This window comes from Actinomadura sp. NBRC 104412, assembly GCF_030269515.1.
Classification (GTDB): domain Bacteria; phylum Actinomycetota; class Actinomycetes; order Streptosporangiales; family Streptosporangiaceae; genus Spirillospora.
Window position 1 is genome coordinate 33,819 of record NZ_BSTM01000038.1, and the last position, 22,791, is coordinate 56,609.

16 protein-coding genes and 1 riboswitch are annotated in these 22,791 nt (G+C 72.2%); of the genes, 7 read left to right on the forward strand and 9 right to left on the reverse strand.

Translation table 11 applies throughout. The features are described from left to right. Nucleotides 1-9 precede the first annotated feature (9 nt). From QSK21_RS31770 to QSK21_RS31790, 5 genes are read left to right on the forward strand one after another with little or no spacing between them, the layout of a single operon-like run. Nucleotides 10-2,436 (forward strand): serine/threonine-protein kinase, encoded by a 2,427-nt coding sequence (locus QSK21_RS31770; RefSeq protein ID WP_285701224.1) that lies wholly within the window; start codon nt 10-12, stop codon nt 2,434-2,436. After that, nucleotides 2,433-3,590: a response regulator receiver protein gene (locus tag QSK21_RS31775; protein ID WP_285701225.1), complete on the forward strand. Its 1,158-nt coding sequence runs from the start codon at nt 2,433-2,435 to the stop codon at nt 3,588-3,590. The genes QSK21_RS31770 and QSK21_RS31775 overlap by 4 nt, the downstream gene beginning before the upstream one ends. Nucleotides 3,591-3,645: 55 nt before the next feature. After that, a complete protein-coding gene (locus QSK21_RS31780) occupies nt 3,646-5,637 on the forward strand; it encodes an AAA family ATPase (protein WP_285701226.1) in 1,992 nt (663 codons plus the stop codon). Next, complete coding sequence (locus QSK21_RS31785) at nt 5,634-6,353, forward strand: 4Fe-4S single cluster domain-containing protein (protein ID WP_285701227.1); 720 nt, start codon at nt 5,634-5,636, stop codon at nt 6,351-6,353. Before QSK21_RS31780 ends, QSK21_RS31785 begins: the two co-directional genes overlap by 4 nt. A gap of 47 nt (nt 6,354-6,400) precedes the next feature. Next, a complete protein-coding gene (locus tag QSK21_RS31790; RefSeq protein WP_285701228.1) occupies nt 6,401-7,657 on the forward strand; it encodes an FHA domain-containing protein in 1,257 nt (418 codons plus the stop codon). Nucleotides 7,658-7,777: 120 nt separating this feature from the next. Here the strand turns inward: QSK21_RS31790 and typA are convergent, their stop codons facing one another. Further along, nucleotides 7,778-9,682, reverse strand: a complete 1,905-nt coding sequence (gene typA / locus QSK21_RS31795; protein WP_285701229.1) for a translational GTPase TypA — start codon at nt 9,680-9,682, stop codon at nt 7,778-7,780. A gap of 198 nt (nt 9,683-9,880) precedes the next feature. Continuing rightward, nucleotides 9,881-10,028, forward strand: a riboswitch (cyclic di-AMP (ydaO/yuaA leader). Nucleotides 10,029-10,035: 7 nt separating this feature from the next. Between typA and QSK21_RS31800 the strand changes: the two genes are divergently transcribed. Then, complete coding sequence (locus QSK21_RS31800) at nt 10,036-11,097, forward strand: C40 family peptidase (protein ID WP_285701230.1); 1,062 nt, start codon at nt 10,036-10,038, stop codon at nt 11,095-11,097. A gap of 4 nt (nt 11,098-11,101) precedes the next feature. Here QSK21_RS31800 and QSK21_RS31805 read toward each other — a convergent pair whose 3' ends face one another. Together QSK21_RS31805 and QSK21_RS31810 are read right to left on the reverse strand one after the other, a co-directional pair. Next, the gene (locus tag QSK21_RS31805) at nt 11,102-11,494 is read right to left on the reverse strand and encodes a (deoxy)nucleoside triphosphate pyrophosphohydrolase (protein ID WP_285701231.1); all 393 of its coding nucleotides are present in this window, start codon (nt 11,492-11,494) and stop codon (nt 11,102-11,104) included. Nucleotides 11,495-11,540: 46 nt separating this feature from the next. Further along, the gene (locus QSK21_RS31810; RefSeq protein WP_502871619.1) at nt 11,541-12,329 is read right to left on the reverse strand and encodes a Mut7-C RNAse domain-containing protein; all 789 of its coding nucleotides are present in this window, start codon (nt 12,327-12,329) and stop codon (nt 11,541-11,543) included. Nucleotides 12,330-12,493: 164 nt separating this feature from the next. On the opposite strand from QSK21_RS31810, the gene QSK21_RS31815 reads away from it, so the two are divergent. Further along, nucleotides 12,494-12,898 (forward strand): YkvA family protein, encoded by a 405-nt coding sequence (locus QSK21_RS31815; protein WP_285701232.1) that lies wholly within the window; start codon nt 12,494-12,496, stop codon nt 12,896-12,898. A 17-nt stretch (nt 12,899-12,915) separates the two neighbouring features. Here the strand turns inward: QSK21_RS31815 and QSK21_RS31820 are convergent, their stop codons facing one another. From QSK21_RS31820 to QSK21_RS31845, 6 genes are all read right to left on the reverse strand, one after another. After that, a complete protein-coding gene (locus QSK21_RS31820) occupies nt 12,916-13,986 on the reverse strand; it encodes a C40 family peptidase (protein ID WP_285701233.1) in 1,071 nt (356 codons plus the stop codon). Then, nucleotides 13,983-14,666 carry a hypothetical protein gene (locus QSK21_RS31825; RefSeq protein WP_285701234.1) on the reverse strand — a complete coding sequence of 228 codons (684 nt, stop codon included), beginning with the start codon at nt 14,664-14,666 and terminating at the stop codon, nt 13,983-13,985. The genes QSK21_RS31820 and QSK21_RS31825 overlap by 4 nt, the downstream gene beginning before the upstream one ends. After that, nucleotides 14,667-17,060 carry a type IV secretion system protein gene (locus QSK21_RS31830; protein WP_285701235.1) on the reverse strand — a complete coding sequence of 798 codons (2,394 nt, stop codon included), beginning with the start codon at nt 17,058-17,060 and terminating at the stop codon, nt 14,667-14,669. Further along, nucleotides 17,057-19,567 carry an ATP-binding protein gene (locus tag QSK21_RS31835; protein ID WP_285701236.1) on the reverse strand — a complete coding sequence of 837 codons (2,511 nt, stop codon included), beginning with the start codon at nt 19,565-19,567 and terminating at the stop codon, nt 17,057-17,059. Before QSK21_RS31835 ends, QSK21_RS31830 begins: the two co-directional genes overlap by 4 nt. A 457-nt stretch (nt 19,568-20,024) precedes the next feature. Continuing rightward, nucleotides 20,025-20,966 carry a MinD/ParA family ATP-binding protein gene (locus QSK21_RS31840; RefSeq protein WP_285701237.1) on the reverse strand — a complete coding sequence of 314 codons (942 nt, stop codon included), beginning with the start codon at nt 20,964-20,966 and terminating at the stop codon, nt 20,025-20,027. Between the two features lie 962 nt (nt 20,967-21,928). Continuing rightward, complete coding sequence (locus QSK21_RS31845) at nt 21,929-22,369, reverse strand: hypothetical protein (protein ID WP_285701238.1); 441 nt, start codon at nt 22,367-22,369, stop codon at nt 21,929-21,931. Nucleotides 22,370-22,791: the final 422 nt, after the last annotated feature.

A 22,791-nucleotide genomic window follows, 5' to 3' on the forward strand; every position in this document is an offset into this window, starting at 1 on the left:
GGCAGTGCTGTGAGCGACTTCGAGGAGCCGGGGGTTCCGCCGCGGGCGACCCGGCGCGAGCCCGGGGTGACGCGCCGCGATCCGTACGTACCCGGGCCGCGCGAGGACCCCGGGCGGACGCGGCGGGACGGCGGCGCCGGAAGCGGCGGACCCCTGCTGCGGCTGCCGGGAGCGCTGGCGGAACGGTTCGCGGTGGTGGCCGAGCTGCCGGTGCAGGGTGCCGAATCCGACCTGCTGCTGGTGCGGGACGCGGCGGGCGGCGAGTACGTCGTGAAGGTGTTCCGGCAGGGCTACCGGGCCGACCGGGACGTATGGGCCAAGCTGCCGGAGCTGGGGTCGCCGCACGTCCTGCGGATCCTGGAGACGGGGCAGGCGGAGGGGCGCGACTACGAGGTCTCGGAGTACGCGGCCGGAGGCAACCTGCGCGCGCTGATGGCCCGAACCGAGCTGGACGTGACCCGTGTCGTGGAGCAGCTCGCGGACGGGCTGGTCGCTCTGCACCGGGCCGGGATCGTGCACCGCGACCTGAAACCGGAGAACGTGCTGGTGCTCGGCGCGGATCCGCTGCATCTGGCGATCGCCGACTTCGGCTTGAGCAAGGTGCTCGACCAGAGCGTGGTGTTCGCCTCGTCGTCCCGGACGCTGGCGTACGCGGCGCCGGAGTCGCTGTCGGGGCAGGTGTCGCCGGCGCGCGACTGGTGGTCGCTGGGGATGATCGTCCGGGAGCTGGCCACGGGACGGCCGCCGTTCGCGGGGCTGAGCGAGACGACGGTGGTCGACCACCTGGCGACCAGGGCGGTGCCGTCCGACGATGTCGCCGATCCGCGGGTGCGGCTGCTGTGCCGGGGCCTGCTCACCCGGGACCCGCGCCGCCGGTGGACGGGCGAGCAGGTGACGGAATGGCTGCGCGGCGGAACCCCTGCGGTGGCCGAGGAATCGGGGGCCGCGAGCGCGAGCACCGCGAGCGCGCCCCCCGGCGCGGGGCTGCCTTTCAACGGCCACCGTTACAACGACCGTGCCGAGCTGGCCCGCGCGCTCATCGAGCACTGGGACCACGCGGCCATGTACTTCTTCGGCCGCGGCGAGTCCGGGGAGGCATGGCGCACCCTGCGCGAATGGCTCGCCGAGATACCGGACGACACCCGCATCGGCCTGATCGACGGCTACCTCGCCACCTCGTTGAAGCCCGATGTGAAGCTGATGCATCTGGTGCGGTGGCTCGATCCCACCCTGCCCCCGCACCATCTGGGCCGCCGCGTCACCGCCGACGACCTGCCCACCCTGGCCGCCCTGGCCGGTGATCCCCGCCACCCCGACCACCGCACCGCCTGCCTCATCGGCCGGGACCTGTGGGACGAGCATCTGCTGCACGTCCTGGCCGGTTCCGAGGGCGGCCATGACCTGGCGCGCATCGACGACCAGTGGCGTGCCCACGTGGAGGCGTGGAATGTGCTCGTGCGCTGGCTGCGCGAGCACGAGGCCACGCCTCCAGGGCTCGCCGCGCGTCTGCCAGAGGCGGGTACGCGCGCGGGCGGGGCCGCCGTTGCGGGCGGCCCTCCCCCTCCTGCAGACGATCCGCCGACCCTGTTGCTGACCCTGCTGGCCCTGGCCGCACGTCCGGCGGAGACGCGGGAACGCATCGCGGAGGCGGCGGCACGCGCACGCGCGTCGGTGACGCAACGAGTGGACTGGTTCGAGTGGATCGCGGACGGAGCTGGGGACGACCCTCTGCGTCTTCTCGCCGTCGCCAGGTCCGCCCCAGAAGCGGTCATCGAAGTCGAGGCTTCGGTACGGGACCGCCGCGCCGCCGAGCAGCGTGCGCAGGAGCTGCGCGTCCAATGGGAGGAGCGCGAACGGCAGCGCCTGGCCGGGCGCGGCAAGTCCTTGGCTCGGGCGGTGGCCTGGTCCCTTCCGCTCCTGGCCTTCTGGCTCTTCGGAAGCTGGGTCGTCGGAGCGCTCTTCGGGGGCGGCGACGGCGACGGCACGAGTGCGGTGGGCGGCTTCCAAGGGGCGTCGGGCGTGCCGCTGGGTGTCCTGGTGGTGTTCTCGCTCCTCACCTGGGGTGTGCAGTGCGCGAGTGAAGTGATGCTCGCTCGCACGCAAGGACGTGACTACTTGCCGTATGGACCCTGGACGTGGCTGTCGCGTTTGCTGGGTGCGAGTGGCCGCGGGCTGGCCAAGGCGTCCCAGACGGTGTCCGGAGCGGCGCAGCGGACGGGACGGCGCGGCTGCGGCCTGCTGCTGCTCGCCGGGACGGTGCCGCTGCTGCTGATCCTGATGCTGATGGCGGCGGTGACCTCGGTGGGGAGCCTGCTGTGGCTGCTCCTGATGGTCGCCGCCGCGGCGGCGCACGCGGTGGCGGCGGGCGTCCGGCTTCATCGGTGGAGGCAGGGGCATACGGAGACGCGGCGGCGGGCATTGGAGGGGACGTCATGAGCAGCGGCGTGGAGGCCGACATCGCGCTGGACGCCGCGGTCGTCCTCACCCTGGGCCTGAACCGGGTGCTGGGGCGCACCGCCGGGCTGGCTGGACGCGGCGCGGAGGCGCTGGCGGCGCTCGCGGCCGGGCGTGCCGAGGCGCGGGCGGCGGCGCTGGCCGAGGCGGAGTCGTACGAGCAAGCGCTGCGCCAGGCGGTGGAACGCAACGCGCGGATCGCCGCCATGGCCGAGACGCGCGCCAAGCTCGGCGCCGAGGTGGAGCTGCCCGCGCCGCTGCGGCTGGACGACGAGCGGCCCGTCGGCGAGCTGACCGCCTGGTGCACCGCGACGGACAAGGAGCTCGACCGGGCCGAGCGCGCGCTGTCGGAGCACCTCGCGGCGCAGGTCGCCGACGAGATCTTCGCCGTCCCCGGGCAGGGCGAGGGGCTGCGCTCGGACCTGGGCGCCCCGGTGTCCCCGCAGGCCGACGAGGAGACGCGCCAGGAGGCGCTGCGGACGCTCGAACGCGTCCTGGGACGGCTGCTGCCCGACGTCCCGGAAGAGGAGCGCAAGGACGTGGTGGAGGCCGCGCGGCTGCTCTCCTCCGCCTTGTCCACGGAAGAGGCGGAGGGCGCGCTGACCGAGGTGCGGCTGCGCGTCCAATCCGCGAACCGCCGCGCCGCCGAACTGCGTGAGGAGATGCGGCGCCGCGCGGCGGAGCGGGACGCCGCCGAGCAGGCCGAGGCCGAGCGGCGGTACGTCCTCGACTCCATCACCTCCGCGTTCCAGGAGATGGGATATGAGGTGCAGAGCGGGTTCGAGACGCTGACCGCGGGAGACGGGGAGGTCGTGCTGTCCCGGGGCTCGTGGCCCGACCACAGCGTCCGCATGCGGGTGGACGAGGGCGCCGTGCGGGCGGCGATGGTGCGGACCAGCCCCGCGCTCAGCGAGGACGACCGGCGGCTGGACGTCGAGCGCGAGCAGGAGTGGTGCGAGGCGTTCGAGGCCGCCAGGGCACGGCTGGAGGAAGCGGGGATACGCTCGCAGGTCACCTGGCGGCAGGCGCCGGGGGTACGGGAGCTGCCGGTCAGCGACAGGTCACGGCACACTGGTAGCGCACAGGCCAGGACGCGTACCGAACAACGCGAGCGGCGCCGGGAGCGTGACAAGTGACTGCCAGCCAGACGGGGGCCGGCCATGAGACGAGAGTGCCGAGGGGGACGAGCGTGTGAGCGTCGAGTCGCCGACCCTGGGGGGCCGGTTGCCCGGCTGGCCGCCGTTCATCCGGGAGCTGGACGCCACGCTGTCCGTTCACTCCCAGTACGTGCTGTCGGGCAATCTGTACGACAGCTTCCTCGCCCCTCCCCTTGAGGGCACGGGCCCGGCCCGGCTGCTGACGCTGCGCGACCTGCTCTGGGAGTCGCTGCGGTCCAGCGGGTTCTCCTGCATGGTGGTGTACGACCCGGTCGACGGCTTGCAGATCTACCCCGACAACGGCGACGAGATCTCCGAGGAGGCGGCGCGGGCGGCGGAACGGCTGCTGGGGAAGCGGACCGGCATCCGCAGCGAAGCGAGGAATGCCGGTTCTCATTCTGCCCGGGGGTCTGGGGGGTCGTCCCCCCAGGGATATACAGACAAGCCGTCGCTGGAGGCGTTGACGCGGCACCTGGCGTCGGTCGCGCGTCCCTCGGAGAACGTGCGCGCCGCGTTCGTCATCGACTCCGCGTCCAGGATCGCGCGGACGCCGACCGACCTGGAGCCGGCCGAGCGCGACTTCTTCCGGTTCTGCGCGAAGCTGTCGCGCACCGCCCGTCCGGTACGGGTGGTGGGCGCGCGTCCCAAGCCGCTCTACAACCCGATCGTCTGGCTGGTCGAGCGGCCCGGCGACCTGCCGCCCTGGCTGACCGCCGACAACGAGAACATCCGGGAGATCACGATCCCGCGGCCGCACCTGGGCGACCGGCAGGAGACGGCGCGGCTGCTGGCCAGGGCGTTCGGGGTGAGCGACGTGGGCGACGACCAGGTCGCCGCCGCGGCCTGCGACGCCTTCGCCGAGCAGGCCGACGGGCTCACCCTGCAATCGATGATCGAGGTGACCCGGCTGGCGAAGGAGCGCAACGTCGACCTGGCCGACCTGCCGGACGCGGTGCGCACCTACAAGCTGGGCGTCCTCGACAACCCCTGGAGCCGCGGCCACCTGCGGCGGCGGGTGCTGGAGGGCGAGCGCCGCGTCCCCGAACGGGTGATCGGCCAGCCGCAGGCGGTGACCAAGACCCTGGACATCCTCAAGCGGGCGGTGCTGGGCCTGTCCGGGGCGCAGGCGACCCGGTCGGGCAGCCGGCCGCGCGGGGTGCTGTTCTTCGCCGGCCCGACCGGCACCGGCAAGACCGAGCTGGCCAAGGCGATCACCGAGCTGGTGTTCGGGGACGAGGGCGCGTACCTGCGGTTCGACATGAGCGAGTTCTCCGGCGAGGGGTCCGGCGACCGGCTCATCGGGTCGCCGCCCGGGTACGTGGGGCACGAGGCGGGCGGCGAGCTGACCAACGCGGTGCGCGAGGACCCGTTCCGGGTGATCCTGTTCGACGAGATCGAGAAGGCGCATCCGCGGATCCTGGACAAGTTCCTCCAGATCCTGGAGGACGGCCGGCTGACCGACGGGCGCGGCAACACCGTGCACTTCTCCGAGTCGATCCTCATCTTCACCTCGAACCTGGGGATGTACGTGCTCGGCGACGACATCACGGCGCGCCCCGACCCGGGCACCGGCGTGGCGCCCCTGCGGATCCGGAACATCGCCCCCGGGATGCCCTACGACGAGATCGAGCAGCGCATCAAGGGCGCGGTGGCCGACCACTTCACCGAGGTGCTGAACCGGCCCGAGCTGCTCAACCGGTTCGGTGACAACATCGTGGTGTTCGACTTCATCGGCCCGGAGGCGGCGCAGAAGATCTTCGACCTGCAACTGGCCAACATCTGCCGCCGGGTCAACGAGGAGCACCGGCTGGTGCTGACGGTGAAGAGCGAGCCGCTGGCGACGCTGCGCGAGTGGTGCACGGCCGAGCTGGACAAGGGCGGGCGCGGGATCGGGATGGCCCTGGAGTCGTACTTCGTCAACCCCTTGGCGCGCGCGCTGTTCGACCGCGAGCTGAAGCCGGACGAGGAGATCTCCGTCACCGCCATCAGGCGGGAGGGCAGCATCGTTCACCTGGACCTTCAGTGAGCGGGACGGGGCTGCTGCTGGCCAAGGCGCACTACCCGGTGACCACGCTCGGCCCGGGGATCCGGGCGGGCATCTGGACGCAGGGGTGCACGCTGCACTGTCCCGGGTGCCTGTCACGGGACACGTGGGAGGCCGATCCCGGCAAGGCGGTGCCGGTGGAGGCGGTGCTGGGATGGCTGGCGTCGTTGCCCGGCCCGGTGGAGGGCGTGACCATCTCCGGCGGGGAGCCCTTCCAGCAGCCCGAGGCGGTGGCCGCGCTGGTGCGCGGTATCCGCAGGTGGCGGGACGAGTCGCACCATGAGACGATTCCATTGGACATTCTGGTCTACAGCGGATATGTCTACTCTCGGCTCTCGCGTTCCGCCGAGGCGCGCGAGATCCTGGAGGGGTGTGACGCGATCGTCGCGGGGCCGTACATCGACCGGCTCAACCCGAAGAGGCGACAGGTCCCCAGCGGCTCTCTACTCTGGAGGGGGTCGGCCAACCAGCGTCTCGTGCCGCTGTCCCCGCTGGGGGAGGAGCGCTACGGGGCGGATGCCGGCACCGACGACGAACAGGAAGACACAGGGCCTCGAGTGCAGGTTTCCGTGGACGAGGGGCCGGAGGGAAGGCGGGTGTACTACATCGGGATCCCGCGGAGAGGTGACATGCAACACCTCACATCGACGCTGGAGCGCGCCGGGGTACGAGCGGGGGAAGTGTCATGGCGACCTTGAAATGCCCTGTCTGTGACGAGCCCTTCCAGCAGGGAGATCTCGTCTGCTTGAGCTGCGGGGCCAATCTGGCGCGCGCCGGAGGCCAGCCGCGGAACCAGCCTCCCCCCGGGCCGCCGCAGCCGCCCGGGCAGCAGCCCTACGACCCCTACCGCCAAGGGCAGGGGCAGCAGGGCCAGCAGCCCGGCTACCAGCAGATGCCCTACCCGGACATGCCCCAGTTCGGCGACTCCCCCTACGGCCAGCAGCAGGGCCAGCAGCAGGCCCAGCAGGGGCAGTACGGTCAGGGCCAGCGCCAGCCGGGCGGGCAGCACGCGGCGCCGGAGCCCCAGTACGGTGCCCCCGAGCCGCAGTACGGTGGCCAGCCTCAGCAACCTTCGTACGGCGACCCCCAGCAGCAGTACGGTGAGGCGGCGCAGCAGCAACAGCCCCCGCCGATGTCGCAGGACCCATGGGGCGCGCCCCAGCCGGGTCCCGGAGCCGGGCAGCAAGGCGGCCAGGGGCAGGAGGGTGGCTGGGCTGCTCCCCCGCCGTACCAGCAGCAGCCCCAGGGCGGGCAGCAACCGCCACAGGGCGGCGGCCAGCAGCAGTACGCGCCCCCGCCTCCGCCGCCACAGGGCGGGCAGCAGGGGCAGCAGGACCCGTGGGCCGCTCCCCCTCCCCCGCCGCCGTCCCAGGACCAATGGGGCCAGCAGCAGGGGCGGATGCCCGACCAGCAACAGCAGCAGTACGCACCCCCGCCGCCCTATGGCCAGCCAGGGGACAACCCTCCGTACGGGGGGCCGTCCCACCAGGCCGAGCAGCGGCCGCCCATGCCGCCGCCACCGCACGGCAGGGAGGCGACGCTGCTGCCGCCGGACGTCCCGCCGGGTCCGCAGGGCCAGCAGCGTCCGGGCCCCGACAGCACGGCGTTCATGTGCCCGTACTGCGAGGCGGTGCTGACCAACCCGAACCAGGCGCAGTGCGACTCCTGCCTGCGCCCTCTGCCGCAGCAGGGCACGCCCGTCCTGCGGGTGCAGTTCCCCTCCGGGGAGCTGAAGGTGTCGGTCGGGCAGCATCTCGTGCTGGGCCGCGACGCGGGGCAGTCCCCGGTGGCGTCCACGTTCACGCAGTACGACAACGTGTCGCGGCGTCACTCGACGGTGTGGCTCGACCCGTCCGGCGCCGCCTGGGTCCGAGACGAGGGCTCCACCAACGGCACGTTCGTCAACGGTGAACGGCTCCCCCGCGGCGTGGAGGCCCCCCTCCGCGACGGTGACCAGCTCCGCCTGGCCGCCGACGTCACGGGAACCGTCCAGTTGAACTAGGCGGCGGGCAGGAACGCGTAAGCACGAACCGCGTAAGCACGAACGCGCAAGGGCCGCTCCGGGCAGTCCGGGGCGGCCCTTCCGCGTCTTACGCGTCGGCCGAGCGGGCGTCGGCGGCGGCTAGGCGTTGGCCGCCCTCTTCGCGCGGGCGCGGGCGCGTTCGCGTTCCTTGGCGTCCAGGACGACCTTGCGCAGGCGGACGGCGGACGGCGTGACCTCGACGCACTCGTCCTCGCGCACGAACTCCAGCGCCTCCTCCAGGGACAGCGGCCGGGGCGGCGTCAGCGACTCGGTGGCCTCGGCGGTGGAGGAGCGGATGTTGGTCTTCTGCTTCTCCTTGGTGATGTTGACGTCCATGTCGTCGGACCGGGAGTTCTCGCCGACGATCATGCCTTCGTAGACCTCGGTGGTGGGGCCGACGAAGAACGTCCCGCGCTCCTGGAGGTTGATGATCGCGTACGCGGTGGCGGCGCCGTGCCGGTCGGCGACCAGGGAGCCGGTCGGGCGGGTGCGCAGCTCGCCGAACCAGGGCTCGTAGCCCTCGAAGACATGGTGCGCGATCCCGGTGCCGCGGGTCTCGGTCATGAACTCGGTGCGGAACCCGATCAGGCCGCGCGCCGGGATCAAGAACTCCATCCGGATCCAGCCAGTGCTCTGCCGCCTCGTGGGGGACGACCCCCCCGACCCCCCGATGTTCCCGTAGTTCGTCATCTGCTCCATACGTCCCTTGCGGACGGCCATGAGCTGGGTGACCGCGCCCAAGTGCTCCTCGGGGATGTCGACGGTCAGCCGCTCCACCGGCTCGTGCCGCTTGCCGTCGATGTCCTTGGCGACGACCTGCGGCTTGCCGACGGTCAGCTCGTAGCCCTCGCGGCGCATGTTCTCCACCAGGATCGCCAGCGCGAGCTCGCCACGGCCCTGCACCTCCCAGGTGTCGGGACGCTCGGTCGGCAGGACGCGCAGGGAGACGTTGCCCACCAGCTCCCGGTCGAGCCGTTCCTTGACCAGCCGGGCGGTGACCTTGGTGCCCTTCTCCCGGCCCGCGAGGGGGCTGGTGTTGATGCCGATGGTCATCGAGATGGCCGGCTCGTCCACCGTGATCAGCGGCAGCGGGCGCGGGTCGTCCGGATCGGCCAGGGTCTCGCCGATCATGATTTCGGGGATGCCGGCCAGCGCGATGATGTCGCCGGGCCCGGCCTCGTCGGCGGGCCTGCGGGTGAGCGCCTCGGTCATCAGCAGCTCGCTGATCCGGACCCGTTCCACGCTGCCGTCACGCCGGCACCAGGCGACCTGCTGGCCCTTCTTGATCGTCCCGGAGTGGACGCGGCACAGCGCGATCCGGCCCAGGTAGCTGGAGGCGTCCAGGTTGGTGACGTGCGCCTGGAGCGGGGCGTCGGGGTCGTAGGACGGCGCGGGGATGGCGGTCTTGATCACCTCGAACAGCGGCTCCAGGTCGGCGCTGTCGGGCAGCTCGCCGTTGCCGGGCTTGGTGAGGGACGCGCGGCCGGCCCGGCCGGAGGCGTAGACGATCGGGAAGTCGATCTGGTCCTCGTCGGCGTCGAGGTCCATGAACAGCTCGTAGGTCTCGTCCACGACCTCGTCGATGCGGGCGTCGGCCCGGTCGGTCTTGTTGACGACCAGGATCACCGGGAGCCGCGCGGCCAGCGCCTTGCGCAGCACGAACCTGGTCTGCGGCAGCGGGCCCTCGCTGGCGTCCACCAGCAGCACCACGCCGTCCACCATGGACAGCCCGCGCTCCACCTCGCCGCCGAAGTCGGCGTGGCCGGGGGTGTCGATGATGTTGATGGTCATCCCGGCGTGCCGGACGGCGGTGTTCTTGGCCAGGATCGTGATGCCCTTCTCGCGCTCCAGGTCGCCGGAGTCCAGGACGCGGTCGTCCACGTCCTGGTTCTCGCGGAACGCGCCGGACTGCCAGAGCATGGCGTCGACCAGCGTCGTCTTGCCGTGGTCGACATGGGCGACGATCGCGACGTTCCGGAGGTCATCGCGCGTGGAGATGGGCATGCGGGCTCGCCTTGGGGTCAGGTTCGGGGACGGCCGCAGACGCGCGGCCTTCTCAGTCTACTTGGCCGGACGGGGTCCTGCGCGGTCACTGGTTGCCCTTTCGTCCCGTCCGGTGGATTTGCTCTATTTGGCCATCTTTGCCGGTTCTCTGTACAGTCCTGCAGATCCGGTCGTTCGGCGTCCCGCCCCCCCGGGACGACGGCCGGACCGCCGAGTCCCGCAAGGGAACCGGGGACCCAAGGCTCCCCCCGGGGTGAATCGGCGCGTGCGCCCGTGACGCGCGCCGTAGGGCGACTCCTGGCCCGAACCCGTCAGCTAACCCGGTAGGCGGTGAAGGAGAGGAGAGCACCGGTTTGACACCGGCACCCCGTGAACGCCGCTTCGCCATGCCCGCCATCGCCTCCGCCGCCGTCGTCGTGTTCGGCGCCGGAGCCCCCATCGCCGCCCAGGCGGCCGTCCGTCCCGCGCACGCGCCGACCGCCGCCTCCGCCGCCGCGCTCGCCGCCGCGTCGCCCTCGCCCTCGGCCCCGTCCTCGGCCCGGCCGTCCAGGAAGCCCACCGAGGGCGAGCTGCGCAAGCGGCTGGACGCGCTCAACACCGAGGCCGAGAAGCTCACCGAGCGCTACAACAAGGCCCGGGTCGACCTGGACAGGGCCCGGCGCGCCGAGCAGGACGCCGCGAAGACGGCCGCCGCGCTGGAGGCCCAGGTCGCCCCGGCGCGGCGGGAGCTCGCCAGGCTCGCCGCCGCCGACTACATGACCGGCGGCCCCGACATGCTGTTCAGCGGCGGCGACACCGGCGGCCTCGCCGCCTCGGCCTACCTGGCCCGGAACCAGGCCGCCGTCGTCAACCGGCTCCAGGCGCAGATCGACCGGGCCAACGCCGCCCGCCGCGCCGCCGCCGCGCACACCGCCCAGGTCCGGCGGGCGGCGGCACAGGCCGAGACCGCCCGCGCCGCCGCCAAGGCCAAGGTGGACGAGGTCACCAAGCAGCTCGACAAGCTGACCACCACCATCGCCAAGGACCCCCGCACCGGTCTCAAGGCCACCGTCAAGGGCTCCGGTCTGCCCGCCAGGATGGCCCGCAAGGCGCTCACCAAGCTCGGCAGCCCCTATGTCTGGGCCGCCGCCGGGCCGAACAGCTTCGACTGCTCGGGACTGGTCGTCTGGGCGTACGCGCAGGTCGGCAGGAGCGGCCTCCCCCACTACACGGGCGCCCTGGTCAACGAGGGCACGAAGGTGAGCCGGGACCGGCTGCGCTCCGGTGACCTGGTCTACTTCGGCGCGAGCCTCCACCACATGGGCATCTACCTGGGCGACGGCATGTTCCTGCACGCCCCGCAGACCGGCGACGTGGTCAAGATCTCGAAGCTGTCGGACCGTTCCGACTTCGCCGCCGCCAACCGCATCGAGTGATCCCTCAGGGCGCGGCGTTCAGCAGGTGGGGGCGGACGGCCCCCACCACCGGGAGGTCGCCGGGCAGCCAGTCCACCGAGTAGAGATCGTCGGGGCCGAGCCACCGCAGTGCCAGATGCTCCAGCGGACGCGGCTCGCCCTCGACGATCGCGGCCGTCCACACCCGCAGCACGCCGCCCAGGCTCAGCGGCCAGTCCGCGCCGATCCGGGCGGTCAGCGCGATCCGGATGCCCAGCTCCTCGGCGCACTCGCGGAGCAGCGCGTCCTCGTCCGACTCTCCGGGATCGACCTTGCCGCCGGGGAACTCCCAGCCGCCCGCCAGCTCCTCCGGCTCCGCCCGCTGCGCCGCGAGCAACCGTCCACCGGCGATGATCGCCGCCCCGACCACGGTGTTCACGGCGCCGACCCCCGGGTGTCCATGGCGTCGATGCCGGGGTCGCCGCTCAGGATGCCGCCCCTTCCCGGTACCCGGCCATGGGGGCGGGCTGGACGGCGCCGACGACCCGGATCGCGTCCTGGACGATCTGTTCCAGGTGACCCCCGTGGGCGCCCCTCCAGTAGACCTGGCCGCATTCGGTGCAGCGGCCGTACACGTCGTAGCTGCGGCGCGTACCGTCCGCCAGGTCGCGCTCGACCTCTTCCTTGTCGACCGCGACCAGCACGCCGTTGCACGCGGTGCAGCGCGTCCAGGGAGCAAGCGGGGGCGCGAACCGTTCCAGCAGGTCGTGCAGTTGGTCGTCGGGGCGGGACCCGCGCACGTACGCGCCGAACCACAGGGCGCGGCGGCGCAGGAGCCCACGGTCCTGGGTGAGCAGGACACGGCGCTCCTCGTTCGCCTGCACCACGAGCGCGGGGTCGTCCATGTCGTTGTGGTACGCGGTGTCGAGTCCGAGCAGGCGCATGCGGCGGGCCAGCGTGCCGAGGTGGACGTCCAGCAGGAAGCGGGGCGCGGTCTGGCCCTCGTCCAGCGGGACGGGTTGCGGCCTGGGCACCACCTCGACGCCCACCTCGGTGCCCGGGGCGGGCTGGTGCGCGGGACCGACCGGCTCGCCGTCGGCCGTGAGCGAGCCGATCTCGGTCAGCGGCACGCCCAGCGATTCCACGATGTGGCCCACGGTCGACGTGCCGTCGTGCGCGACCGTCTGCCGTTCCTGCCGCCGCGCGGCGGGAAGGAACATCAGCAGGTCGCTCGCGACCCGGACACTGATCTCGGATTCCACGCGGCCCAGCATGCCATGCCGGAGCACGCGATCGTTCGGATTAACAGGCCGTTCCACGGCATATCGCCGCGCGGTCGTCGCGGGCGGCGTTCCGCATGGCGGCCACCTGACGTCGGCGTTCCTGGTCATGGCGGGCGTCGGTACGGTTGAACCACCGTTCCCGGAGGAGGGGTGTGGTGCGCGACTGGCTCATCGGGCTCGGCGCGGCGGCGGCGCTGATCGTCCTCTCCTGGGGCGCGCTGATCCTGCTGGCCCGGACGCTGCCGCCCGGCCTGGCCCGCGACCTGGCGGCGTTCCTGCCCGACTGCGCCACCACCATCCGGAGGCTGCGGCGCGACCCCAGCGTGCCGAGGCGGGCCAGGTTCGCCATCGTGTTCGCTGGGCTGTGGGTGGCCAGCCCCATCGATCTCAGCCCCGAGTTCCTGCCGGTCATCGGCCCGCTGGACGACATCGTCGTGGTCGCGCTGGCGCTGCGGTACGCCGCCCGTCGGGTGCCCAGGGAGGTGCTCCTCGCCGCCTGGCCCGGCGAACCCCGGCTGATCGAACGGCTGCTCGGCCCGCGGCGCCTCACCCCCGGCTGACCGGCCGCGGGGCCCGGTCAGCCTCCGGTCTGGGGTTGGGCGGCCAGCTCCTCCACCCGGCGGCGCAGGTCGGGCCTGGCGAGCGGGCGCGTCGTGCCCACCCAGTCCGGGCGCTGGTACGGCTTGACGCCGATGTTGGGCGAGCACGTCGCGCAGCTCGCCACGATCATCTTGTTCTTGTCGATCACCATGCCGACATGGCCCGGACGGCCCGGCCCGGTGCCCGGACCCGAGTTGAAGAACACCAGGTCCCCCGGCTGCTCCTGACCCTTGGCGATCTTCACTCCGAACGGCCACTGCTCGAACGTCGTACGCGGGATGGACAGGCCGACGCTGCGGTACGCGCCCTGCAAGAGGCTGGAGCAGTCCCAGGCGTCCGGGCCGTTGGCGCCGAACACGTACCGCTTGCCGCGCTGCGCCATCGCGAACGAGATGATCCGCTGGACGAGCTCGCTCGCGTTCGCCGGTAGCCGGTCGTCCTCGCAGTCGATGCCGTTGGACTGGACGATCGTGAAGTCGCCGCCGACGTACCGCTTCGCCCAGTCGAGCACCAGGTTCACGTAGTCCCACGAGTGGTTGTACATGAACAGGGCCGTGCGCATCCGCTCCGGAGCACCGTTGTGCTTGAGGTAGCGGGCGGCGGACGGGATCGCGTCGTCCGGGTCGTAGCGGTCCTTCTTGCCGTCCCCGTCGCCGTCCACACCGAACGATTGGAACGTCGCCTCAAGGAACTGCATGGGGCCGCCCGCGCCCGCGTAGTTCTCGCCGCTGCTCACGCCCGGCAGCCGCGACGTGCCGTGGCTGGTCTCGACCTTGCCGATCCCGGCGAGCACGTTCCACGGAATGCCGTAGTCCTCGCCCGCCTTCTTGTAGAGCTCCAGGTAGTTCGCCGGGATCGCGCGGGCGTCCTGCGCCTCGGCCGGCTGCGCTCCGGCCTGCGAGGTATCGACGCAGTTCGCGGCGCCCGCCCCGCCACCGCCGAACATGAACTGGCTGGCGCCGAACAGCACCGGGACGATCATCAGCGCGGCGAACAGCGTCCCGGCCGCGCCCAGCGCCGCCGCGAGCAGCAACCGGCGCCGGGTCATCCCGTGCCGCCTTCCTGCCCGGTGTCGCCCGTGCCGCCCGTGTCACCCGCCTGGCCCGTGTCCGCGGGAGCGAACGCGTACACCCGCAGCGTGCTGCCGCTGCGCGCCACCGTCACCGCGTACTGCTCGCTTTCCTGGGCCTGCCTGCCGTCCCTGGTCACCTGCTGCTTGCCGGTGACCAGGAAGATGATCGAGTTGTCCTCGATGTCGCGGACCCGGTCGAGGGTGGCGCTGCCCTGCGCCACCACCTGCCGGCGCCGCCGCTCGTCCAGGATGCCGGGCGAGGCGGACGACCGCCGCAACTCGACCAGCAGGTCCTCGGTGACCATGGGCGCCAGCCGGTCCGTGTACGCCTGCGGGTCCTCGTCGTACCGGTACGTCCCGTACGCGGCGGTGAAGCGCTGCGCCAGGCCCGCGGCCGTCGCGAACTCCTGGCGGGAGAACGGCAGCAACCGGTACACGTCGAACTCGTTCGACGACACCGGCCCGCTGATCCCCGGCGGCGGCGTGGCAGGACCGGCCGGACCGGTGGTCGCGGCGCGGGGCCCGCTCACGTCGCCGTCCCCGTCACCCGAGCCGCCGGTGTCGGGGGCGGCCAGCGTCAGGTAGATCCCGACGACGGCCAGCACCACCACCAGCCCCGCGAACAACAACTTGCGCTGCCTGTCCGTCAGGTTCATCTAGTCGTTCCGCTCCGCATCCCCGTCCTCCACGGGACGCAGCCAGAACGGGAGCGGGGGTCCTTCACCGGAGTCGCGCCGCCCCCACAGCGGCGGGGGCTGCGGCCTGCCACCGGCGCCCCTGTCCGAGCTCGACGCGCCGCGCGGCTTCGGCACCCCGGCCGCGGGCTCACCGGGCCTGCTCGGCGCGGGCGCGCCACCGCCCCTGCCGCGGGACGGGGACGAGCCGCCGCCCGACCCGGACCCGCCGCCGCGTTCACGTCCACGGCCGCCGCCGAACCAGCCGCCGCCTCGCGAGGAGCCGTTGCCGCCGCCGGAGCCGTTCCCGCCGGAACCACCGTTCGATCCCCCGCTGCCGGGACGCGCCGTCCACGACGTGGGACGCGGTGTGCCCGACCCCTTACCGGAGCCGCCGGAACGCTTCCCTCCACCGGAGCCGCCCGTACCACCGGACGATCCGCGCCCGAACGCACCCGCGAGCCCGCCTCCGCCGCCGTCACCGGAGGGCCGGTCGGAACCGGCCGCGCCACCGTCACCGGACCCGCCGCGCGTCGGCAGGTTGAGCGGCGGGGCGCCACGGCGTGACCGCCCCTGGGCCGCCGCCGCCACTCCCCCGCCGCGCGGCTTGGCCGCCAGCACGGGCGCCGCCTCCGGCGACGAGCCGTCGCCCGCCCCCGCCCCGGCGGCCCGCCGATCGATGCCCGCCCCGGCGGCCGGCCCCTCTCCGGGCACCGTGCCGGGCTCCACCGTTCCCTCGTTCCTGCCGACGCGGCCGAGCCGGTTGCCCATGCCCGGGACCAGCGCGCCCGCCACCGCCGCCGTGTTGGTACGCGCCACCGCGACCGACTTGTCGAGCTGGCGCTCGCTCTTGGTCCGCTCGCCCATGGCCGAGTACCCGACGGCCGAGAACAGGTGCTGGAACGGCTTGCGGTAGACGAACGCCGCGAACGTCACCAGCGCGATCAGCAGGATCTGCAGGCCCCACGGCAGCGTCTCCCCGAGGATCAGCCCGTACGCCCACAGCAGCAGCGACAGCACGCCGATCAGCGCGGCCTGCTTGAGCAGCATGGACAGCAGCAGCTCCAGCCAGCGCACCGCGATCACCCGGCCGATGCCCGGATGGATCCCGATGCCCAGGAAGATCGGCCCGGCCACCAGCAGCAGCAGGAACGCGATCTTCACCACGATCAGCGCGATCGCGATCACCATGATCAGCAGCCCGGCCACCAGCGCGGCGAACAGCCCGCCGAACGCCACGGCCAGCCTGTTCTCCCAGTTCTTGCCCTGGAACAGCGGGTAGGTCCCGGCGTGGTTCTCCTTGATGTCGCTGGCCACGTCCTTGTAGGCGTCGGCCTTCTTCGCCAGGTCGACCTTCTGCCCGCCGTAGGTCTCGGTCAGGTCCACCGCCTGCGACCACAGCAGCTTGTCGGCGTTGTCCTTGACGATCTTGGCGTTGGGGTCGGTGGTGCCGAACTCGCCCATCAGCCACGGCTTGCAGACCAGCGCCACCCACAGGCCGTTGGCGTTGCGCGTGGTCGAGTCCATGTTCGCCTGGCGCGTCGGATCGGGCTTGCCCGCGGGCGGCGGGATGCACGACGACCCCTTGGTGTCGCTCTGCGGCAGCGCCGCGTTGAACGCCGCGCTGGTCGCCTCCGACACCTTCGTCCCCAGCGTGGTGAAGTCGGCGGGCCGCGCCACCAGCCAGATCAGCGCCACCATCGCCGCGACCATCCAGATCACGCCCTCGGTGACCTTGCTGGCCCGCTTGCGCACCAGCCCCCACCAGGCCAGCCACATCGCGCCGAGGATCACCACCCAGGACCAGTACCGGGCGTTGAACGTGGACCCGATGTCGCTGATCACATCGTCCACGGTGTTCTTCAGCCAGCCCAGCAGCGACTCGGACGCGGCCGCCTGGTAGACGCTGATGGTGGTCCTGTCGATGGCCCGCACCAGCGTGAAGGTGGTGTTGGCCAAGGCGTTGCCCATCATCGCCATGGCGTCCGAGCAGCCCATGTCGACCGCGTACCAGTTCTGCCCGGCGGTGCCGTACCGGTCGTAGTACGTCATCCGGTCGGCCGGGGTCCGCTTCAGCTCCTCGCTCGGGTAGTCGGGCGGTTTGATCATCCCGTCCGTGCCGGAGCCGTACTGCTCGGGCGCCGGGTTGTCGGCGGGACGGCACGGGTCGCCGCCGAACGGGCCCGCGCCCGCCATCGGCGACAGGCCCACCACGAAGAACGCCGCGATCAGCATCAGCAGGACGGAACGGCGTCCCCTCAGCCCGCGGCGCGCCCTTCTCCGCACCCCGAGCGACGACGCGTCCAGGCCCTCCGCGGGGGAACGCTGCAACCGCCGCGTGGACGCACGGCTCTTGGGCTGAGCTCTTGAAATCACGTAACCCCACCTTGTCCCTGTGCGGCTTCGGCCCCCGTGATCGTGAGTTCGGCCGAGCCCGGACGGGACCGGGTCGGGTTGGTGTCCAGCCAGCGCCGCAGCTCCTCGGAGATCAGGTCCACGCCGATGCGTCCCGCGCGGCCGTCCAGGTCGCGGAAGATGCACTCGCCGTTGCCGAGGTTGCGCAGCACGGCCTTGTGCTCGTCGGAGGTCTCCACCCCCAGGAGAGACATCACGTTGCCGACCTCGACCCGCTCGGTGGAACGGAACGAGAACACCGACGAGAGGCAGTTGGTCACCTGTTCATTCAAGAGGTCCCCGGCGTTCTGGGACACCAGGATCAACGCAGTGTTGCGAGAACGGCCCATCCGCGAAACTTCCGGCACCAGCTTGGCGCCCTCCGGTGTCGATGTGATGGCCCACGCCTCGTCCAGGAAGATCGCCTTCGGCAGCCGGCGGTCGAGCCCGTGCATCAGCCGCCGCGCGAACTGCGACACCAGGTACATCAGCGCGACCGACAGCCGCTGCTCGTAGGAGTAGTCGTCGCGGGAGATCGCCACGTCCGGCAGGGTGAGGCCGCCGAGGGTGAACACGGTGGTCCAGCCCTCGGTGTCGATGCGCTCGCCCCCGTACGGGTCGAAGCACAGCCGCGCCAGCCGCATCTCCGACATCGAACGCAGCACCGCGCCGAGGTTCTTGGACGCCGGGTCGTCCGACGACTCCAGATAGGAGACGACGCGCCCCAGCGAGGGACGCTCGGCGTTGGCGACCGCGCCGACCGCCTGGATCATCGCGGACTCGCGTTCCTCCGACATGCGGGGCAGCAGCAGCCGCAGCGTCTCGGTGGCCATCGTCTTCTTCGCCGCCAGGTCGTCCCCGAACGAGAACGGGTCGAGCAGGCCCGGCGCCGCCGACCCCAGCGGCAGGATGCGGGCCTTGCGCCCACGGGACTTGAGCAGCTCCACCAGGGACTCGGCGTCCCCCTTGGGGTCGATCGCGGCGACCGTCACCCCGCGCAACGCCATCTGGTAGATCAGCAGCAGCGCGAGCGTGGTCTTGCCACCGCCCGGCTCACCGGTGATCGCCACCGCGGTGGGACGGTTGCGTGCCGCGGCCACCAGCGGGTCGAAATGCACGATGGACCGGGCGCGGCCCAGCGTCTCCCCGATGTACGGGCCCACCCATCCCTCGTTCTCCTGGTCGGGACGGTCACCCAGGTCGACGGTCGCGGTCGGCATGCCACCCGCGATCGTGCGCAGCGGCTGCCGCTGCGCGTACGCGTTCAGCCGGATCCGGTCACCCGGCAGGCTTTCCAGGAACAGCGAGAACTGGTCACCGGTGGAGTTCACCACGTCGATGCCGATGTCGCGGTAGTGCTCGACGACCGCGTCCACCCGCTGCGCCAGCAGCTCCTCGGACGGCGCCGACACGATCAGCCGGTGCCACCCGTACACGAACGGCAGCCGTTCCTTGGTGATGCCGTGCTCCAGCATCCGCGCCGCGTCGATCTGCTCGGCCAGCGCGATCGGCGCCTCCGCGCCCGCCTCACGGATGTGCTGGTCCATGTCGCGGGCGTGCGCCAGCTTGCGCGACACGTCCTTGGACGCCTTCGCCGGCGGGATCAGCTTCATCCGCGAACTGATCTCGACCGGGAACGGCAGCGCGTCGGCATAGTGGAACCACGGCTCGCCATCGGGGAACGGCATCATGTCGGGGAACCGCGCGAACGACAGGTACGCCACGTACGACTGCGCTGTCGCGCTCGTCCCGACACCGGTGAAGTTGGGCTGCTCCACCCGCAGATACGAGCGGCCGTTGTGGATCGCGCCCTCCACCAGCGCCTCGATCTCACCCTTGCCCCAGGTGCGGCGCGGCACCGCCGACGGCGGCGGATCGGCCAGCGACGCCGTCACCGCGTGCTGGAACAGCCACGCCAGCTCCGTGGACGCGGCGTGCCGCGCGTACAGCGCCGACCCGCCCAGCGCGCGGCCCACCCGCTCGGCCTGCTCCGTCCACCGCGCGATCTCCCGCTTGTCGATCGCGTCGTCGGAGATCCCCAGAACCTGCTCACTGCGCTTGTAGAACCCGAGCCACTGCGACAGCACACCACCGGACAACTGCGCGCCCACCCCACGAGGGCCGAGCCGCACCCCCAGGTAGACCTCCTTCGTCCAGAAGTCCTTCGCCCAGACGTGCGCGTACGTCTCCTCCAAGTACTCACGCCACCCCGGCCCGCCGTCGGACGTACGGTCCAGCGCCAGCGCCCAGTCGGCCGCCGGGTACGTACGATGCGCGATCCGCAGATGGATCTCCGCGTCCTGCATCCGGATCCCGGCCAGCGCGATGGTGATGTTGGTGGCCAGCGCCTCCCGCTCCTCGCCGGTGGTGAACTCGTACGACACCGTCGGCAACCGAAAGTACGCCCACGCGGCGTTGTCGGTGAGCAACACCCGATCGTCGAAGTACCGCACCGCCAGCCGGCTGGCCCGCGCCTTCGTCTTACTCATGCCCCCACCCCGCAAACACCCCGAAGCCCAACATCCACCCGCACGCCGGCAAACACACCCACCGCTTCATCACTACACACACCCAACACCCCGACGAACGCCCCCACTCCCCCATCGCCACAGGCGCCCAGCACAGACACACCCAACGGACCAAGCACGCCGTACGCGCCCGCCCCCTCACCACCGCACACGCACAACGTCTCTACGCAAGACGCACAAGACACGACGGACCCGCCCGCCCCTTCGTCGCCGCACACGTGCAGCGTCTCTTCGCAAGGCGGACAAGACGCGATGAACGTGCTCGCTCCTTCGTCGCCGCACACGTGCAGCGTCTCTTCGCAAGGCGGACAAGACGCGATGAACGTGCTCGCTCCTTCGTCGCTGCGCGCGTGCAGCGTTTCTGCGCACAGCGGACAAGACGCGATGAACGTGCTCGCTCCTTCGTCGCTGCGCGCGTTCATCGAGAAGCCTCCTGCTCCTGCTGAACATCCTGGTAACGCTCAGGGATGACGGTGAAGCCTCCGGCGACCACGCCGGCGAGCGCGAGGTAGGCGCGCCGGGTCGGCGCCCGCAGGGACTTCAGCTCGTTGCGCGGGGCCCGGTCCATGCTCAGATGATCGTCCCACGGGATCCGCACCAAGGCGCGGCAACGCCCGCGGGCGACCGCCTCGGCCTGCTCGACATCGTCCATGCTGCGGCGGCTCACCCCGTTGATCACGGTCACGGCGCGGGTGCGCAGTTCCTCGTAGCCGTGGCCGTCCAGCCACTCGAACGTCATCGCCACCGCGCGGGGTGCGTCCGCGCTGGCCGGGGCGACCAGCACGATCTGGTCGGCGTACGGCAGCACCCGCGCGACCACGGCCGCCGCCGCGTCCAGCAGGGTGATCGAGTAGAACCGGTCCAGCGTGCGGATCGCGAGCGCGTAGTCGCGGTCGTCCAGCGCCTGTAGCGGATTCTTGCCCGCTGCGATGACTTCGAGCCCGGACTTGGCCTGCGAGGTGTACCGGCGCATCGCGGTCAGGCTGCCGATCTGGTCGGCGCGCGTGATGAGCCCGGTCAGCGTCTCGTTGGTCTCGCTGCGCGTCCGCCGCGCCAGCGCACCGGGGCCGGGGTTGATGTCGATCGCGACGACCGGCTCCCCGTTGTGCTGGGCGAACGTGTGCCCCAGCATCAGCCCGGTCACGGTCTGCCCGGCGCCTCCCGTGCAGCCCAGCACCACGATGTGCCGGGTGCCCTGGAACGGCTGCTGCAACCTCTGCTGGTACTCGGCGTCGGCCTCACTGTGCCCGCCGCCCACCGCCTGGATCAGCCGGCGCAGCCCGCCCCCGCCATGCTGGTGCTCGGGTCCAGGCGGCGTGATCGCCGGCTCGGACGGCGGCGCGGGCGGTGGCGGCGGCAACGGCCTCCTCGGCGCAGCCGGTCGCACCGGTGAGGCCGGCCCCGACCGCACCTCCCGCGACGGCGCCGGAGGAGGCGGCTCCTCCTGAACGGGCGGCGGCGGTGGCTCAGGCTCCGCCCGAGGCTCGGGAACGGGAGGCCACACCATCGCATCGGTGCTCGCCGGACGCAACGGCCTCGACAACCCGTCCGACCATGGCTTGGGCACCCGCGGAGTCTCCGGCTCCTGCTCCGCCTCACGCCCGAACGCCCCAGGGACCATCGGAATGTCCGGCCGCGTCACCGGCGCGCCGCCCCCATGCCGCTGCATCGGAATGTCCGGCCGCGTCACGGGAGCAGAGCCTGCGCCCTCCCCATTCGGGAGGTACGCCGCGTCCCACTCCTCGGCTCCAACCAGCGCGTCCTCCGAGTCGCCCGGCGTCCCCTCGACATCACCGGGCGCGCCGCTGTCGCGCACCTCGGACTCAGCCGTACCCGCGACACGTCCGTCTCCAGCAACGGGCGTACGCGACTCGGCGTCCGCATCACCATGCTCCGCACCCGCGATGGGCGTCCCCTCGGCACCCGCTACGCCTGCACCGACTGCGCTACCGTCCCGCGTGCCGGAACCAGGCGCACCCGCAACACGACGGTCACCAGGCGCGGACGCCGTGCCCGGCTCGCCAGCTCCATTGCCGTGCGCCGCACCTACAGCGGGCGTCCGCTCAACACCAGGCGCATGAGGACCGGACACGCCATCGCCGCGCCCACCAGTACCGGTCGCACCCGCAACATGCTGGTCGCCAGCAGCGGGCGTTGCGCCCGACTCGGCAACCCCATCACCCCGCGCTGCGCCCGCAACCGGTATCCCCTCGACAGAGGGCGCACCTGCGGCAGCCACGCCACCACGCGCACCCGCAACACGACCGTCACCAGGGGCGGGCGTTTCGCCCGGCTCGCCAGCCGCATCGCCGTGCGTTGCACCTACAGCGGGCCTCCGCTCAGAGCCCGATGCGCCAGGACCGGACGCGCCATCGCCACGTCTCCCAGGACCAGCCGCACCCGCGACACGCCTATCACCAGGCGCAGGCATCGTGCCCGGCTCGGCGGCCCCATCGCCATACACCTCACCTGCAACCGGCGTTCCCTCGACAAAGGGTGCGCCCGGGTCTGCCGCGCCACCACGCGCGCCCGCCACGCGACGGTCACCAGGGGCGGGCGTTGTGCCCGGCTTATTAGCGCCATCGGCGTGCGCTGGGTCCGCCACAGGCGTTCCCCCGGCAGAGGGCGCACTTGGGCCAGCCGCGCCACCACGCGCGCCACCACCGCGCCTGCCAGTACCAGCGGCACCCGCAACACGACGGTCACCGGGGGCGGGCGTTGTGCCCGGCTTATTAGCGCCATCGGCGTGCGCTGGGTCCGCAACGGGTGTTCCCTCGGCAGAGGGCGCACTTGGGCCAGCCACGACACCGCGCGCGCCCGCGGGGGCTGGTGTTGTGTTCGGCTCGGCAGCATTGTCGCCGCGCGTTGCGCCAACGACGGGCGTCCGCTCAACACCGGGCGCGCCACCACCGCGCCTGCCAGCGCCAGCGGCACCCGCAACACGACGGTCACTGGGGGCGGACGTTGTCTTCGGCTTATTAGCGCCATCGGCGTGCGCTGGGTCCGCGACGGGTGTTCCCTCGACGGAGGGCGCACTTGGGCCAGCCGCGCCACCACGCGCGCCCGCAACACGGCGGTCACCGGGGGCGGGTGTTGTGCCCGGCTCATTGGTGCCGTCGGCGTACGCCGCGTCTGCGACAGGCGAGCGCTCGGCGCCCGGTGCGCCACCGGCGGCACCCGCGACA